Here is a 16,861-nt window from a genome sequence, read left to right on the forward strand (position 1 = left end):
GGCTCCTGCCCGAGGAGCGTTGCAACGCTCGGCCTTGCCGAGCGTCAGGCTCGGGCCCCGGGCCGTATCCACGGCGCGCCATGCAACGACGCTCACCTGACCCATGTCTTTTCCAGGTGAGCCGTCCATGTCGTCCTTTCCCGATGTCCCTCCCATGAAACTGTCCGGCCTGGAGCCGGTGCAGATCGGCGAAGGCACGCTGTTCGTCAACATCGGCGAGCGCACCAACGTCACCGGCTCGAAGGCCTTCGCGCGCATGATCCTCAACGGCCAGTTCGAGGAAGCGCTGGCGGTGGCGCGCCAGCAGGTCGAGAACGGCGCGCAGGTGATCGACATCAACATGGACGAGGCCATGCTCGACAGCAAGGCTGCGATGGTGCGCTTCCTGAACCTGATCGCGAGCGAGCCCGACGTGGCGCGCGTGCCGATCATGGTCGACAGCTCCAAGTGGGAGGTGATCGAGGCCGGCCTGCGCTGCATCCAGGGCAAGGGCATCGTCAACTCGATCTCGATGAAGGAAGGCGTGGACGAATTCAAGCGCCAGGCCCGCCTGGTGCGCCGCTACGGCGCCGCGGCGGTCGTGATGGCCTTCGACGAACAAGGCCAGGCCGACACCTACGAACGCAAGATCCAGATCTGCGAGCGCGCCTACCGCATCCTGGTCGACGAGATCGGCTTCCCGCCCGAGGACATCGTCTTCGACCCCAACATCTTCGCGATCGCCACCGGCATCGAGGAGCACAACAACTACGCGGTCGACTTCATCAACGCCACGCGCTGGATCAAGGAGAACCTGCCGGGCGCCAAGGTGTCGGGCGGCGTGAGCAACGTGAGCTTCAGCTTCCGCGGCAACGATCCGGTGCGCGAGGCGATCCACACGGTGTTCCTGTTTCACGCGATCCAGGCCGGCATGGACATGGGCATCGTCAACGCCGGCATGGTCGGCGTCTACGACGACCTCGAGCCCACGCTGCGCGAGCGCGTCGAGGACGTGGTGCTCAACCGCCGCCCCGATGCCGGCGAGCGCCTGGTCGAGGTGGCCGAGACCGCCAAGAGCGGCGCCAAGGACGAGAGCAAGAAGCTCGAATGGCGCGGCACGCCCGAGCAGCCGGTGTCGGTCGAGCAGCGCCTGTCGCATGCGCTGGTGCACGGCATCACCGACTTCATCGTCGACGACACCGAGGAGGCCTACCGCGGCATCCTCGCCAAGGGCGGCCGGCCGCTGCACGTGATCGAAGGCCCGCTGATGGACGGCATGAACGTCGTCGGCGACCTGTTCGGCGCCGGCAAGATGTTCCTGCCGCAGGTGGTGAAGTCGGCGCGCGTGATGAAGCAGGCGGTGGCGCACCTGCTGCCCTACATCGAGGAAGAGAAGCGCCAGGACGAGGCCGCGGGCCGCGACGTGCGCACCAAGGGCAAGATCGTCATCGCCACCGTCAAGGGTGACGTGCACGACATCGGCAAGAACATCGTGACCGTGGTCCTGCAGTGCAACAACTTCGAAGTGGTGAACATGGGCGTCATGGTCCCGTGCCACGAGATCCTCGCGCGTGCCAAGGTCGAGGGCGCGGACATCGTCGGCCTGTCGGGCCTGATCACGCCCAGCCTCGAGGAGATGCAGTACGTCGCCGGCGAGATGCAGAAGGACGATCATTTCCGCATCAAGAAGATCCCGCTCCTGATCGGCGGCGCCACCACCAGCCGCGTGCACACCGCCGTCAAGATCGCGCCGCACTACGAGGGCCCGGTGGTCTACGTGCCCGATGCCTCGCGCAGCGTGAGCGTCGCGCAGTCGCTGCTCTCCGAGCAAGCCACGAACTACATCGACGAGATCAATGCCGACTACGACAAGGTGCGGCTGCAGCATGCCAACAAGAAGCAGGTGCCGCTGTGGCCGATCGCCAAGGCGCGCGCCAACAAGACGCCCATCGACTGGTCGGCCTACCAGCCGCCGGTGCCAAAGTTCATCGGCCGGCGCATGTTCAAGAACTTCGACCTCACCGAGCTCGCGAAGTACATCGACTGGGGCCCGTTCTTCCAGACCTGGGACCTCGCCGGCCCGTTCCCCGCGATCCTCAAGGACGAGGTGGTCGGCACCGAGGCCGTGCGCGTGTATGCCGATGCCAAGCGCATGCTGCAGCGCCTGATCGAAGGCCGCTGGCTCAGCGCCAGCGGCGTGATCGGCTTCTGGCCCGCCAACACCGAGCGCGACGACGACATCGTGCTCTACACCGACGAGTCGCGCAGCGAAGCCGCGCTCACCTGGTACGGCATGCGCCAGCAGACCGAGAAGCAGGTGATCGAAGGCGTGATGCGCCCGAGCCGTTGCCTCGCCGATTTCGTCGCGCCGCGCGCGAGCGGGTTGAAGGACTACGTCGGCATGTTCGCGGTCACCGCGGGCCTGGGCGTCGAGAAAAAGGAGAAGTACTTCGTCGACGACCTCGACGACTACTCGGCCATCATGTTGAAGGCCCTGGCCGATCGCCTGGCCGAGGCCTTCGCCGAGGCGCTGCACCATCGCGTGCGCACCGACCTCTGGGGCTACCAGCCCGACGAGAGCCTGAGCAACGAGGACATGATCCGCGAGAAGTACCGCGGCATCCGGCCCGCTCCGGGCTACCCGGCCTGTCCCGACCACAGCGTGAAGCGGCCGATGTTCGATGTTCTGAACTGCACGGACATCGGCATGACCCTGACCGACAGCCTCGCCATGATGCCCGCTGCCAGCGTGAGCGGCTTCTACCTGAGCCACCCCGATTCGACCTACTTCAACGTCGGCAAAATCGGGCACGACCAGCTGGAGGACATGGCGGCGCGGCGCCAGCAGAGCGAAGCCGAGCTGGAGCGCTTGCTGGCGCCGAATCTTTGACGCAGCAGGCCGGCATCCTCATGGCCGGCGGCCGGGAGTTCCTATTCAGAAGCTGATGTTTGCGGCCGCGCACTACGCGGCGCTGGCGGTCTTCGTCGTCAGCTGCTGGGGCTGCGGACGAGCGCTGCTGTCGCGCTTCGGCGCGCCGCCGCGCCCGGACGTCTGGCTCGCCGCGGCCATGGCCACGACGCTCGGGGTCGGCCTGTTCGTCTGCGCCTTCCAGGCGCTCGCGATCGCGGGCGTGTTCGGCCGTGCGGGCGTGGTCGCGCTGGTCGCCGCGGGCCTCGTGGCCGCGGCGCTGCAATGCCCCGCATGGCTGCGCGAGCTGCGCGCCGGGCCGGCGGACGCGCCGTTCTCGGCGCTCGACAGGATCGCGCTCGCCGCGCTGGCGCTGGTCGCGCTGCCGACGTTGGTGGCACCGCTGGCGCCGCCCGCCGTCTTCGACGAGCTGATGTACCACCTGCCCTATGCGCGCCAGGTGGCCGAGAGCGGCTCGCTGGGCATCCACGCGTGGCTGCGCTATCCCTGGTTTCCGTACGACTACAACCTGCTCTTCGCTGCGGCGCTGACCGTCGGCGACGATGTGCTGCCGCATTTCCTCAGTGCGCTGGCGGGCTGGTTGTCGGTGGGGATCGTCTATCGCCTGGGCATGCAGCACACGAACCGCATGATTGCCTGCGTCGGGGCTGCCATCTGGCTCGGGCTCGGCGACTACGCGGGCGCGCTGATCGACGCAGGCACCGCACTCTTCGTGCTCGCCGCCTGTGTGGCGCTCTGGTGGTGGCGCGAATCGCCGCCGCAGCAGGGCGCGCGCTGGCTGGCATTGGCGGCTTTCTGCCTCGGCGTGGCCGCGGGTTCGAAGTACCAGGCGCTGACCTTCCTGCCGCTGGTGGCGCTGTTCGTGGCCCGGCATGAACGCCGCCCGCGCGTGTGGGGCGTCGCGCTGCTGTGCTTCCTGATCCCCTGCGTCTACTGGTACGCGCGCAACGCGCTCATGACCGGCGATCCCTTCAACCCGATCGGTGCGCGGCTGTTCGGCTTCACCAACTGGATTCCCGCCGACTACGTCCAGCAGGTGGCCGACGTGCATGCGCATGCCAACCCGCCGAACCCGCTGCTGTGGGCCTTTCTGTGGGTGCCTTTCGGCGCGGCGTGGAAGCGCTCGGTCGCGGTGCGCGCCGCCTTCTGGTTCGGCGCCTACGCGGTGGTCGTGTGGCTGCTGACCTCGCGCTACCCGCGCTACCTGAGCGCGGCCTATCCGCTGATCGCGATCTGCGCGGCGCTCGGATGGCAGCGCCTGCTTTCGGGGATCGCGACGCACTTGCACCGCGCATGGCCGCAGCACGAAGCCGCGTTCGCGCGAGGCGGCCGGGCCGCGCTCGGCCTGCTCATGGCCGTGCTCGTCGTGTTCTCGGCGCACCAGGCGCTCGCCAGGGCGCGGATGATCTCGCCCACGCCGCAGGCGCGCGAGGCCTTCCTGCGCGCCAACGTGCCGGGCTATGGCGTGATGAGCTACCTGCGCGCCCATCCCTCGCCCGGCCGCGTCTACCAGGTCGCGCTCAGCGAGGCGATCTACTACGGGCCCAATCCGATCTGGGGCGATGCGCTCGGCCCGTGGCGCTACGCGGACTTCATCCTGCTGCCGGCCGACCAGATGGCCCGCAAGCTCGCAGCGCAGGGCTTCGACACCGTCGTCGTGTCCGGGCCGGTCGCGCCGGCGCTCACGGGCAAGCCAGGCTTCGATCACCATTTCGCGCTGCTCTACCAAGAGGATGGCGCCCGCGCGTACCGTATCCTGCCGACTGCGCCATGAACGACAACCCGACCTCCCGCCCGCCCCTGCGCATCGCCGCCGTGATCCCGTGCTTCAACGAGGCGCTGGCCATCGCGCAGGTGGTGGCCGAGTTCCGCGCCGCGCTGCCCGAGGCGCAGATCCACGTGTTCGACAACAACTCGACCGACGGCACGGCCGCCGTGGCGCGGGCCAGCGGCGCCTCGGTGACCCGCGTCGAACTGCGCGGCAAGGGCAATGTGGCGCGGCGCATGTTCGCCGACGTCGAGGCCGACGTCTACGTGATGGTCGACGGCGACGCCACCTACGACCTCGGCGGCGTGCGCCGCATGATCGACACGCTGGTCGAAGGCAATCTCGACATGGTGGTCGGCTATCGCGTCGACGATGGCGCCGATGCGCAGACCTACCGTGCCGGCCACCGCCTGGGCAACCGCATGCTGACCGGCGCGGTCGCGCGCCTGTTCGGCGGCCGGCTCACCGACATGCTCTCGGGCTATCGCGTGTTCTCGCGCCGCTATGCCAAGTCCTTTCCCGCCGTGTCGGAAGGCTTCGAGATCGAGACCGAACTCACCGTCCATGCGCTGGAGCTGCGCATGCCCTTCGCCGAGCTGCCGGTGCGCTACCGCTCGCGGCCCGAGGGCTCGCACAGCAAGCTCTCGACCTACGCCGACGGCTGGAAGATCCTGAAGACCATCTGCCGCCTCTTCATCAGCGAGCGGCCGCTGATGTTCTTCTCCAGCATCGCCTACGTGCTGGCGCTGGGCTCCATCGCCGGCGCCGTACCGCTGGCGATCACCTACCTGCACACCGGCCTGGTGCCGCGGCTGCCCACAGCCGTGCTGCTGACCGGCACCATGCTGGCCGCGATGCTGGCCTTCGTCTGCGGCGTGGTGCTGCACACGGTGACGATCGGCCGCCAGGAAGCCAAGCGCCTGCGCTACCTCGCCATTCACGGCGTACGGCACACGGCCGAGCCATGAAGGTCGGCCGCGAGTTCCTGTCCTTCGCCGCGGTCGGCGTGATCGGGCTGGGCGTCGATCTCGGCGTGCTGTATCTGCTCGCGCCGCTGTTCGGCTGGTATGGCGCGCGCGTCATCTCCTTCCTCGCGGCGGCCAGCGCGACCTGGGCGCTCAACCGGCGCTTCACCTTCGCCCATCGGCCCTCGGGCGTATCGATCGGACGCGAGTACCTCGGCTACCTGCTGACCATGCTGGGCGGCGCGCTGGTGAACTACACGGCGTACGTGCTGACGCTGCACTGGATCGCCGGCCCATGGGCGCCCGCACTGGGCGTTGCGCTCGGCAGCTGCGCGGGGCTCGCAGTCAATTTCCTGTCGGCCCGCAACCTCGTGTTCGGCGCGCGGCGCAATCCCTGAAGGCGCGCTTCAGTGCGCGCCTGAAACCACCACGGGGATTTCGGTCGCCGGCGGCGTGTTGCGGCTGCGCCCGCAGCGCACGATGCCGTCGATCATCACCATGCCGACGCCCGGGATGTCGCCCAACCGCACGCTTTCGAGCAGGCCCGCGGCAGGCGAATGCTGCGCGCGGTCCATGAACACGAAGTCGGCATCGCGGCCCACCTCGATCAGCCCGCAGTTGAGCTTGCGGATGCGCGCCGTGTTGCCGGTCGCGAAGCAGAACACCAGCTCGGCCGGGATGTTCGCGATCGACGACAGCATCGCCACCATGCGCAGGATGCCCAGCGGCTGCACGCCCGAGCCGGCCGGCCCGTCGGTGCCCAGGATCACGCGGTGCGGGCACTTGAGGTCGAGCGCCGCCCTGGCCGCCGCGATGGCGACGCGCTCGTTGCCGTTGTGCACGATCTCGATCGCGCGCGACGACTTCTCGCACAGCTCGCACACATGCGCCTCGGGCAGCGAGGTATGGCCGCCGTTGATGTGGCCGATGACGTCGGCATCGGCCTCGAGCACCACATCCTTGTCGATCAGGCCCGAGCCGGGGATCGAGGGCCCGCCGGTGTGGATGGTGCTCTGGATGCCGTACTTGCGCGCCCAGGCCACCATCTCCTTGGCCTCGTAGCCGGCCTTGACCGAGCCCAGGCCGACCTCGCCGAGCAGGCCGACGCCGGCCTCGGCGAGCTCCTTGAAATCGCTCTCGACCATGCCCTTCTCGAGCACCGGCGCGCCGGCCAGCACCTTGACGCCGCCGGGGCGGAAGTTGTCGAAGGCGCGCTGCGCGGTGATGGCCAGCGCCTTCAGGCCGACGATGTCCTTGGGCCGGCCCGGCAGGTGCACCTCGCCGGCCGAGATCATGGTGGTGACGCCGCCGTTCATCGTCGATTCGATCCAGCCGAGCTGGCTCTGGCGCGGCGTCCAGTCGCCGAACACCGGATGCACGTGGCTGTCGATCAGGCCCGGCGCGACGCAGGTCTTCTTCACGTCGATCACGGTCTGCGCACCTTCGAGGTCGCAGTTCTTTTCGCGGCCGACCGCGACGATCAGCCCGTCGTTCACGACGATCGTGTCGGCGTCGAGGATCGGCCGGTCGATGTCGCCCGACAGCAGCAGGCCTATGTTCCGGATGACGACCTTGCCCGACTTTGCGGTGCTTGCGATTTCTGCCATTTCTGAACCTCTTCGTGGGATGGGGTGGGTTGTTCTTCGGAGGCGCCCGCGCCGACCGTGCGCAGCACGGTTTCGATCACGAAATCCTCCCAGTGCGCGACCGCCTGCGGCGTCTCCAGCGGCTCGCCGAGGAAGGCGGTCAGCGTGTGGCGGTTCGAGGTGTAGAAGTAGCCCGTCGACGCGATCAGCAGGTACAGGTCGCGCCCGGCCACATCGTCGCGGAACAGGCCTTGTGCGACGCCGCTGGCCATGATCTCGTCGATGATCGCGATGGCCCGCGACGAATACTCGCGCGCCCGCAGCGACTTCGCGATGTGGCGCCCCTTGTGCAGGTTCTCGGTGTTGAGCAGCGTCACGAACTCCGGGTTGCGACGGTAGTAGCCGAGCACGAAGCGGATCAGCGCCGTGAGCGACTCGACCGGGCGTGTCGCATCGATGTCGATCGCGGCCTCGGCATCGTCCATGCGCCGGTAGATGCCCTCGAGCACCGCGATGAACAGGCCTTCCTTGCTGCCGAAGTAGTAGTAGATCATGCGGTCGTACGACTTGGCCGCCTTCGAGATCTTCTCGACGCTGCCGCCGTCGTAGCCGTACCTGGCGAACACCTTGGTGGCCGCGCGCAGGATGCTGTCGCGCGTGGCCTGCGCGGCCGCCTCGCGCACGCCCGTGCGGCGCGTGGGCTTGGCGGTCGCTTTACGTTCCATCAGAGCTGTCTCGAAAGATCACGAAGAAGGCGGCCGCCGCCGGGCCGCCCCAAGGCGAGCCGCGCCTCCCCCTCGGGGGGTGGCGAAGCACACGAAGTGGCAAGCCGGGGGCTGTCATTTCTCGGCGAAGGCGCGTTCGATCACGAAATCGCCGGGCGTTGACGTGTTCCCTTCCTTGAAGCCGCGCGCCTCCAGGATGTGCTTGAGGTCGACCAGGAGGCCCGGGCTGCCGCACAGCATCACGCGGTCTTCGGCGGCGTTGAGCGGCGGCAGGCCGAGGTCGTCGGTGAGCTTGTTGGTCTCGATCAGCTCGGTGATGCGGCCCATGTTGCGGAACTCCTCGCGCGTCACGGTCGGGTAGTAGAGCAACTGCTTCTCGATCATCTCGCCCAGGAATTCATGCCGGGGCAGGTGGTCCGTCACCAGGTCGTGGTAGGCCAGCTCGTCGATCTGGCGCACGCCGTGCACCAGGACGACCTGCTCGAACTTCTCGTAGGTGTCGGGGTCGCGGATGATGCTCATGAAGGGTGCCAGGCCGGTGCCGGTGCCGAACAGGTACAGGCGCTTGCCCGGCAGCGTGTAGTCGATCAGCAGCGTGCCGGTGGGCTTGCGGCCCACGATGACCGTGTCGCCGACCTGGATGTGCTGCAGCCGCGAAGTGAGCGGGCCTTCCTCGACCTTGATGCTGAGGAACTCCAGGTGCTCTTCGTAGTTGGGGCTCACGATGCTGTAGGCGCGCAACAGGGGCTTGTTGTTGACCTTGAGGCCGATCATCGTGAAATGGCCGTTGGAGAAGCGCAGCGCCGGGTCGCGCGTGGTGGTGAAGGTGAACAGCCGGTCGGTCCAGTGGTGGACGCTCAACACACGTTCTTCGCTGAAAGCACTCATAGGAATCAGGGGTGGTTTGTGAACGAAAGGATCCGCCAATTGTCGGCGACTACCGAAAACACCATTGCCAGTACCGGGTTCGTTTGCTACATTGAGCTTTGATGTAGTGAATGCCACATGAAAGTGTAGTGAATGCTACACAAACATCGGACCCGGCACAAGCGGGTTCCGGCACGGCGGGTGCAAACCCGATGAACCCGATTCTGCGAGAAGCCCGCGATGACCGAACACACCAAGACAGACGGATTGCCCGGCATGGACATGCCGGTCCTGCCCGAGGCCACGGGCAGGGCGCCCCTGCGCAACGAGCGCATGAACGCGAGCAAGGTCGAGTGCAACGCCTGCCCCGTCCTGTGCCAGATCTCCGAGGGCCGCACCGGCGCCTGCGACCGCTATGCCAACCGCGACGGCGTGCTGGTGCGGGTCGATCCGGTGCTGCTGCTGCGCCGCGAGCTGGCCAGCGAATCGCCCGCGCTGGTGCCCTTCGCGCGGCCGGCCGCCGAGCCCGCGGCCGGGGGCGCCGAGCCCGACTGGAACGGCGATCTCCTTCATGCCGACGAGGTTTTCGTGACCGGCGTGGGTTCCTCCACCACCTATCCCGACTACAAGCCCGCGCCCTTCATCGTGGCCTCCAGGGCGCAGGGCGTCGACATGGTGACGGTGGTCACCGAAGGCATCTTCAGCTACTGCAGCTTCAAGGTAAAGATCGACACCGACCGCTTCCTCGGCGCCGAGCAGGCCAACGTGCGCTACCGCGGCGAGGTCGTGGGCCACGTCACCACCGCCGAATACGGCTCGCAGATGCTGTCGCTCGGCGGCGTGCACCATCTCACCGGCGGCAGCAAGAAGGAAGGCCGCATGACGGTCGAGCTGATGCAGCTCCTGGGCAACAAGAAGGCCGCCGAGTGCGTGATCGACGGCGGCGCGAGCATGGTGATCCAGGCCGGCCGCGCGCCGATCGTGAACGGCGTCGAGGAGCAGCGCATGCGCGTCGGCTGCGGCTCCGCGGCGATCGGCATCTTCGCGCGCCAGCTGTTCGGCCAGGCGGACGAGGTGGTGGTGGTCGACGACCACATCACCGGCGTGCTGACCGAGCACCAGGCCGGCCGCTGCCTCGACATGGCGGCCTCGGGCATCCAGATGCGCGGGCGCAAGTCGACGCCGGGGCGCTACTTCCAGGTCGCGAACCCGGGCAACGGCTGGGGCGGCACCGACATCGACGATCCGCTGTCGATCATCGAGGGCTGGGAAGAGGGCGTCGCGCGGCCCGGCCTGCGCCTCCTGATGACCTCGACCACCGGCGAGCATGCGCAGTGGTACGTGCTCGACGAACAGCTGCGGCCGGTCGAGCAGCCGATGCCGGCCGAGGTGCGGCGCATCGTCGAGCGCATCGGCGAGAACTGCGAGCCCTCTCTGTGCTCGGTGCTGTTCCTCGGCGGCGCCGGCGGCAGCCTGCGCGCGGGCGTCACCGAGAACCCGGTGCTTCTCACGCGGGCGATCAAGCGCGCGCTGGTCAACGTCACCTGCGGCGGCGCGCCGGCCTATGTGTGGCCCGGCGGCGGCATCACGGTGATGGTCGACGTGCTGCGGATGCCCGACAACAGCTTCGGCACGGTGCCGACGCCGGCCATCGTCGCGCCGATCGAGTTCAGCATGCGGCGCGACGACTACGCGGCGCTCGGCGGTCACATGGCGCACGTGTTCTCGCTCGAACAGGCGCTGGCGCGCGGGGCCTGGCAGGCCGACGGTGCGCCGCTGGCGCGCCAGTGGCTGCGCATGGATGCGGCCAATCCGTGGCCGCTGGGTCAGCCGCCGATGCTCGGTTAGGGGATTCTGGTGCCTGTTGTTTCTTTTTCCTTGGGTGGGTGCCCGGTCAGCGCTGCGGGCTGCTCGGCCCCACTGCGCCGGCCCCTTCGGGGCTGCCCTGCGGTGCTCGCCTTTCGCGGGGTCTCGCTCAAACTCGCTTCGCTCAGACAGTCGCGAGCCCTGATCCGCGAAAGGCTGCGCTCCTCGGCGGCGCAGAGGGGCCGAGCAGCCCGCAGCGCTGACCGGGCTTGGGGTGGTGCGAAGGATGCGCACTTCGTTGAGGCCCGGTGCCCTCACCCCAGCCCTCTCCCAGAGGGAGAGGGGGCAAGACCACGGCGTGTCCACGGCGGCGGGCGGTGTGTCCTGGGCCGGCCGTTGAGGCACCGCCGAGCAGCGCAGCGGTACGCGGATCAGGGCTCGCGACTGTTTGAGCCGAAGGCGAGTTTGAGCGAGACCCCGCGTACCGCGAGCAGCGCAGGGAAGCCCGAAGGGCCGGTGACGTCGGCCGGCCCAGGGCACACCGCCCGCCGCCGCGCCCGCTGTGTCATCGGACTTTGCAGCGCATCCAAAGACCTCACCGGAACAGGCGCCAGATCATGAGCGCCCAACGTAGCGCACTCGACGGCGGCCGCTGGCATTTCAACCACGGTCCGATCGACATCGTGGCCGAGGCGCGGGGCGATGCCGAGGCGGTCGCCGCGGCGCACGAGGCGGCGTGGCTGCGCTTTCGCGGCGTGCTCGACGAACTGGTCGCCGAGCTGCCCCTGCTGCGGCAGCCCGTCGGCGCGGGCTGCGCGCTGCAGGGCCGCATCGCGCGGCGCATGTGGAACGCCTGCGCACCTTTGCGCGCCGGCTTCATCACGCCGATGGCGGCGGTCGCGGGCGCCGTGGCGCAGGAGCTGGTCGCGTTCTACGAGCGGCCCGGCATCGAGCGTGCGTGGATCAACAACGGCGGCGACATCGCGTTGCACCTGGCGCCGGGCCAGTCGGCGCGCGTCGGCCTGTTCGCCGATCTCGCGCGCTTCGATCCGAGCGATCGCGGGCCGCTTCTCACCGACGGCCAGTTCGCCATCGACGCCGCGATACCGGCGCGCGGCGTCGCGACCAGCGGCTGGCGCGGGCGCAGCTTCTCGCTCGGCATCGCCGACAGCGTGACGGTGCTCGCGGCCAGCGCGGCCGAAGCCGATGCCGCGGCGACCGTGATCGCCAATGCCGTCGATGTCGACGACCCGGGCATCCACCGCCGGCCCGCCAGCGCCTGCAAGGACGACAGCGATCTCTGCGACATCCCGGTGACGACCGGCGTCGACGCGCTGGCGCCCGCGCAGGTGCGCCGCGCCCTGGACGCGGGCGCGGCGCGTGCCGAAGCGCTGCAGCGTCTCGGCCTTGTGCATGCGGCCGTACTCGTTTGCCAGGGGCAATGGCATGTGCTCCAGCCCTTAAGCTCGCAGACCATGGGCCCGCCGCCGCAGCTCACGGACGGCACGCCGTCCGCCGCAGCGGGTTCAGTATTTGCTTAAACAAAAAAGCAGGACGCTTTCATGATCGATATCCGCCGTGTCTTCACCCAGGTCGAGCACATCCACCACGAGTTCGGACCGCGTGCGGCCACGCCGCTGGTGCGCGGCGCCATCGCCGCAGTGCTGACCAATCCCTTCGCGGGCCGCTACGAGCCCGACATCCTGCCGATGATGAAGCTGCTCGATCCGGTCGGTGTCGACATGGCGCATCGGCTGCGCGCCGCCATGGACGTGCCGGTCGAGCGCATCGCCACCTACGGCAAGGGCGCGATCGTCGGCGCCGCCGGCGAGCTCGAACACGGCGCGCTGTGGCACGTGCCCGGCGGCTATGCGATGCGCGAACTGCTCGGCTGGAAGGGCGACCGCGATGCCTATCGCCAGGGCAAGGCGGAAGACAAGACGGGGCAGCCCGGCAACGGCCTGTCGATCGTGCCCTCGACCAAGAAGGTGGGCGCGCCGGGCACCACGCTCGACGTGCCGCTCACCAACATCAACGCCAGCTACGTGCGCGGCCAGTTCGACGCCTTCGAGGTGCGCGTGCCGGGCGCGCCTGCGTCCGACGAGATCGTCTACATCCTCGCGATGAGCACCGGCTACCGCGTGCATGATCGCGTCGGAGGCCTGCGGGCCGAAGACATCAGCAAATGGGACGGCCTGCGCTGAGCGGCCGGATTCACCCTTCAATCCGAGACAAGGAAGAAACCATGAGTGCCAATATCCGCAAGCTCGTCGTGCAGGTCGATGAGACCCGCAAGGAGATGGGCCAGACCATCGATCCGCCCACCCGCCGCGCGGTCGCCATCGCGGTGATCGAGAACCCCTACGCCGGCCGCTACAGCGAGTCGCTCGACGAGCTGATCGCGATCGGCGAAGAGCTCGGCGCGCTGCTCGGCCAGAAGGCGGTGCAGGCGCTCGGCATCGAGCCCGGCCAGGCGCAGAGCTACGGCAAGGCGGCGATCGTGGGCGAAGGCGGCGAGCTCGAACATGCGGCCGCGATCCTGCATCCCAAGCTCGGCGCGCCGCTGCGGCTGGCGGTCGAGAAGGGCGCGGCGCTGATACCGTCGAGCAAGAAGCGCGGCACACTCGGCACCGCGATCGACGTGCCGCTCGGCCACAAGGACGCGGCCTTCGTGCGCAGCCATTTCGACGCCGTCGAGGCGCGCGTGTCGGATGCGCCGCGCGCCGGCGAGATCGTGGTCGCGGTCGCGGTCACCGACAGCGGCCGGCCCCTGCCGCGCATCGGCGGACTGAAGACCTCGGAAATCAAGGGCGAAGACGGCCTCAGGTGACACCCCATCCGTCTTGCCAAGTTTTGTTCATCGACTTTCACACCGAGGAGTTTCCATGACCCCCATGCGTTTTGCGTTCAGCGCGGTTTCGCTCGCCGCACTCACCCTCGCGCTCGTGCCCGCCGCGCAGGCGCAGGGCGTGATCAAGATCGGCGAGATCAACAGCTACAAGGCGCAGCCTGCGTTCCTCGAGCCCTACAAGAAGGGCATGGAGCTGGCCGTCGAGGAGATCAATGCCAAGGGCGGCGTCAACGGCAAGAAGATCGAACTCATCACGCGCGACGACAACGCCAACCCGGGCGACGCGGTGCGCGTGGCCGAGGAACTGGTCTCGCGCGACAAGATCGACGTGCTCACCGGCACCTTCCTGTCCAACACCGGCCTCGCCGTGGCCGACTTCGCCAAGCAGAAGAAGTTCTTCTTCCTGGCCGGCGAGCCGCTCACCGACAAGATGACCTGGCAGGGCGGCAACCGCTACACCTTCCGCCTGCGCCCAGGCACCTACATGCAGGCCGCGATGCTGGTGCCGGAAGCGGTCAAGCTCAAGAAGAAGCGCTGGGCCATCGTCTACCCGAACTACGAATACGGCCAGTCGGCCGTGGCCGCGTTCAAGCAATTGCTCAAGGCCGCACAGCCCGACGTGGAGTTCGTCGCCGAGCAGGCGCCGCCGCTGGGCAAGGTGGATGCCGGCAGCGTGGTGCAGGCGCTGGCCGATGCCAAGCCCGATGCGATCTTCAACGTGCTCTTCGGCGCTGACCTGTCGAAGTTCGTGCGCGAAGGCAATACGCGCGGCCTGTTCAAGGACCGCGAGGTGGTGAGCGTGCTGACCGGCGAGCCCGAGTACCTCGATCCGCTGAAGGACGAGACGCCCAACGGCTGGATCGTCACCGGCTACCCCTGGTACGGCATCCAGACGCCCGAGCACAAGGCCTTCTTCCTCGCCTATCACAACAAGTACCAGGACTATCCGCGCCTCGGCTCGGTGGTCGGCTACACCATGATCAAGTCGGCCGCGGCCGGCATCGCCAAGGCGAAGAGCACCGATTCCGAGAAGCTCGTCGCGGCCTTCAGCGGCCTGCAGGTGGACACACCCTTCGGCAAGATCAGCTACCGCGCCGAGGACCACCAGTCGACCATGGGCGCCTTCGTCGGCAGGACGAGGAACGAGAACGGCAAGGGTGTGATGGTCGACTACCAGTACTTCGACGGCGCCAAGTTCCAGCCGTCCGCCGCCGACATCAAGAAAGCCCGCGCAGATTGATATGTTGCTCGCCCCCAGGCTGCGCGCACTTCGTGTCGCTTCGCCAACCCCCTGCCGGGGGGCGGGCCAGCCGCTTCGGGCGGCCGTGCGCGGCGGCCCCTTGAATCTGGCTTGAGCGTCTAGGAACATCGAATGAGCTTCTCCGGTTTCATCGTCCAGTTGCTCAATGGCCTGGCCGGCGCGTCCTCGCTGTTCCTGGTCGCGGCGGGGCTGTCGCTGATCTTCGGCGTCACGCGCATCGTCAACTTCGCGCATGGCTCGTTCTTCATGGTGGGCATCTACATCGCCTACACGCTGGTCGATCGGCTGGGCACGGGCTATGGCTTCTGGCCCGCGCTCGTGCTGGCCGCGCTCGCGGTCGGCGTGATCGGCGCGCTGATCGAGATGGCGCTGTTGCGGCGCATCTACAAGTCGCCCGAACTGTTCCAGCTGCTCGCGACCTTCGCGCTGGTGCTGGTGATCAAGGACGCGGTGCTGTGGCTGTGGGGGCCGGACGAGCTGCTCGGGCCGCGCGCACCGGGCCTCGCGGGCTCGGTCATGATCCTCGGGCGCCAGTTTCCTTCCTACGACCTGTTCCTGATCGTCGTCGGCCCGCTGGTGCTCGGCGCGGTCTGGCTGCTGCTCACGCGCACGCGCTTCGGCACGCTGGTGCGCGCCGCCACGCAGGACCGCGAGATGGTCAGCGCGCTCGGCGTCAACCAGGCCTGGCTGTTCACCGCGGTGTTCGCGCTCGGCGCACTGCTCGCGGGCCTCGGCGGCGCGCTGCAACTGCCGCGCGAACCGGCGACGCTCGAGATGGACCTCAACACCATCGGCGCGGCCTTCGTGGTGGTGGTGGTCGGCGGCATGGGCTCGATCCCCGGCGCCTACGCGGCGGCGCTCCTGATCGCCGAGATCAAGGCGGTCTGCATCTGGCTCGGCGTGGTCGACATCCTCGGCATCAGCATCTCCTTCTCCAAGCTCACGCTGGTGGTCGATTTCCTCGTGATGGCGGTGGTGCTGGTGTGGCGGCCGTGGGGCCTGATGGGCAAGCCGCAGGCGCCGAGCCGCTACGTGGGCATGCAGGAAGAGCCGCTGCGCCGGCCGGGCAAGGTCTACCTGATCGCGGCCGCGGTGCTGGGCCTGGTGCTCGCGGCCGTGCCCTTCATCGCGGCCGACTCGCCCTACACCACGGTGCTGATGATCGATCTGCTGATTGCCGCGCTGTTCGCGACCAGCCTGCACTTCATCATGGGGCCGGCCGGCATGCATTCGTTCGGCCACGCGGCGTATTTCGGCCTCGGCGCGTACGGTGCGGCGCTGCTGGTGCGCCAGCTCGGCCTGCCGATGGAGCTCGCGCTGATCGTCGCGCCGCTGGTGGCTGCGGTCGGCGCCTTCGTCTATGGCTGGTTCGCGGTGCGCCTGTCGGGCGTGTACCTCGCGATGCTGACGCTGGCCTTCGCGCAGATCACCTGGGCCATCACCTACCAGTGGGACGACTTCACGGGCGGCAGCAACGGGCTCACCGGCGTCTGGCCTTCGGCCTGGCTGTCGGACAAGAACGCCTACTACTGGCTGACGCTGGCGCTGGTGGCGCTCGGCGTGTTGTGGCTGCGTCGCGTGCTGTTCTCGCCCTTCGGCTATGCGCTGCGCGCGGGCCGCGACTCGGCGCTGCGCGCCGATGCGATCGGCATCGACGTCAAGCGCATGCAGTGGGCGGCCTTCGTGATCGCAGGCGCCGCGGCCGGGCTCGCGGGTTCGCTCTATGCGTTCTCGAAGGGCAGCATCTCGCCGGAATCGCTCGCCATCGGCAAGTCGGTCGATGGGCTGGTGATGGTGTTGCTGGGCGGCATCCAGACACTCGCCGGGCCGGTGGTCGGGGCGGTCACCTTCACCTGGCTGCATGACGCGGTGGCGCGAAATACGGACTATTGGCGGGCGATGCTCGGTGGGATCATTCTGTTGCTCGTGCTGTTGTTTCCGCAGGGGATTGCGGGGTTTGCGAAGCAATTGTTCGAGCGGCGGCGGCATGGGCGCGAGGCCGCCGCTCTTGACGAGGTGAAGGCGTGAGCGGCGTCTTGCTCCCTCTCCCTCTGGGAGAGGGCTGGGGTGAGGGCTCCGGCCTTCACAACACACACAACCTGTTCAAAGGCCCAGCGCCCTCAC

13 protein-coding genes and 1 riboswitch are annotated in these 16,861 nt (G+C 68.3%); of the genes, 10 read left to right on the forward strand and 3 right to left on the reverse strand.

Annotated features, from left to right (window positions below; translation table 11 throughout):
• Window positions 1–5: 5 nt before the first annotated feature.
• Window positions 6–101: riboswitch (S-adenosyl-L-homocysteine riboswitch) on the forward strand.
• 53 nt (window positions 102–154) lie between these two features.
• Genes metH through WDLP6_RS00990 form a run of 4 tightly spaced genes read left to right on the forward strand, consistent with a single transcriptional unit; the run spans window position 155 to window position 6,039 of the window.
• Entirely contained in the window at window positions 155–2,869 is a 2,715-nt protein-coding gene (gene metH, locus WDLP6_RS00975; protein ID WP_162590843.1) for a methionine synthase, read from the forward strand.
• A gap of 55 nt (window positions 2,870–2,924) precedes the next feature.
• The gene (locus WDLP6_RS00980; RefSeq protein WP_162590844.1) at window positions 2,925–4,682 is read left to right on the forward strand and encodes an ArnT family glycosyltransferase; all 1,758 of its coding nucleotides are present in this window, start codon (window positions 2,925–2,927) and stop codon (window positions 4,680–4,682) included.
• On the forward strand, window positions 4,679–5,644 hold the full coding sequence (locus WDLP6_RS00985) for a glycosyltransferase family 2 protein (RefSeq protein ID WP_162590845.1): 966 nt from the start codon (window positions 4,679–4,681) through the stop codon (window positions 5,642–5,644). The genes WDLP6_RS00980 and WDLP6_RS00985 overlap by 4 nt, the downstream gene beginning before the upstream one ends.
• Complete coding sequence (locus tag WDLP6_RS00990; protein WP_162590846.1) at window positions 5,641–6,039, forward strand: GtrA family protein; 399 nt, start codon at window positions 5,641–5,643, stop codon at window positions 6,037–6,039. Before WDLP6_RS00985 ends, WDLP6_RS00990 begins: the two co-directional genes overlap by 4 nt.
• A 9-nt stretch (window positions 6,040–6,048) precedes the next feature.
• Here WDLP6_RS00990 and WDLP6_RS00995 read toward each other — a convergent pair whose 3' ends face one another.
• The 3 genes from WDLP6_RS00995 to WDLP6_RS01005 all read right to left on the reverse strand — a co-directional run bounded on the left by WDLP6_RS00995 (window position 6,049) and on the right by WDLP6_RS01005 (window position 8,840).
• Window positions 6,049–7,248, reverse strand: a complete 1,200-nt coding sequence (locus WDLP6_RS00995; protein ID WP_162590847.1) for an amidohydrolase family protein — start codon at window positions 7,246–7,248, stop codon at window positions 6,049–6,051.
• Window positions 7,194–7,952 (reverse strand): TetR/AcrR family transcriptional regulator, encoded by a 759-nt coding sequence (locus tag WDLP6_RS01000; protein WP_162565326.1) that lies wholly within the window; start codon window positions 7,950–7,952, stop codon window positions 7,194–7,196. The genes WDLP6_RS00995 and WDLP6_RS01000 overlap by 55 nt, the downstream gene beginning before the upstream one ends.
• Before the next feature lie 114 nt (window positions 7,953–8,066).
• Window positions 8,067–8,840, reverse strand: coding sequence for a ferredoxin--NADP reductase (locus WDLP6_RS01005; protein WP_162565327.1), 774 nt, complete (start codon window positions 8,838–8,840; stop codon window positions 8,067–8,069).
• A 219-nt stretch (window positions 8,841–9,059) separates the two neighbouring features.
• On the opposite strand from WDLP6_RS01005, the gene WDLP6_RS01010 reads away from it, so the two are divergent.
• The 6 genes from WDLP6_RS01010 (at window position 9,060) to WDLP6_RS01035 (ending at window position 16,765) form a co-directional block, all read left to right on the forward strand.
• Complete coding sequence (locus tag WDLP6_RS01010; RefSeq protein ID WP_162590848.1) at window positions 9,060–10,667, forward strand: 6-hydroxynicotinate reductase; 1,608 nt, start codon at window positions 9,060–9,062, stop codon at window positions 10,665–10,667.
• 575 nt (window positions 10,668–11,242) lie between these two features.
• Window positions 11,243–12,166, forward strand: coding sequence for a UPF0280 family protein (locus WDLP6_RS01015; RefSeq protein WP_162590849.1), 924 nt, complete (start codon window positions 11,243–11,245; stop codon window positions 12,164–12,166).
• 21 nt (window positions 12,167–12,187) lie between these two features.
• The gene (locus tag WDLP6_RS01020; RefSeq protein ID WP_162565330.1) at window positions 12,188–12,829 is read left to right on the forward strand and encodes an amino acid synthesis family protein; all 642 of its coding nucleotides are present in this window, start codon (window positions 12,188–12,190) and stop codon (window positions 12,827–12,829) included.
• Between the two features lie 41 nt (window positions 12,830–12,870).
• A complete protein-coding gene (locus tag WDLP6_RS01025) occupies window positions 12,871–13,455 on the forward strand; it encodes an amino acid synthesis family protein (protein WP_162590850.1) in 585 nt (194 codons plus the stop codon).
• 55 nt (window positions 13,456–13,510) lie between these two features.
• Window positions 13,511–14,716 (forward strand): ABC transporter substrate-binding protein, encoded by a 1,206-nt coding sequence (locus WDLP6_RS01030; protein ID WP_162590851.1) that lies wholly within the window; start codon window positions 13,511–13,513, stop codon window positions 14,714–14,716.
• Window positions 14,717–14,848: 132 nt separating this feature from the next.
• A complete protein-coding gene (locus tag WDLP6_RS01035; RefSeq protein WP_162590852.1) occupies window positions 14,849–16,765 on the forward strand; it encodes an ABC transporter permease in 1,917 nt (638 codons plus the stop codon).
• The last annotated feature ends 96 nt before the right edge of the window (window positions 16,766–16,861 follow it).

Origin of the sequence: Variovorax sp. PBL-E5 (assembly GCF_901827185.1) — a bacterium.
In the GTDB taxonomy this organism is placed as follows: Bacteria; Pseudomonadota; Gammaproteobacteria; order Burkholderiales; family Burkholderiaceae_C; genus Variovorax.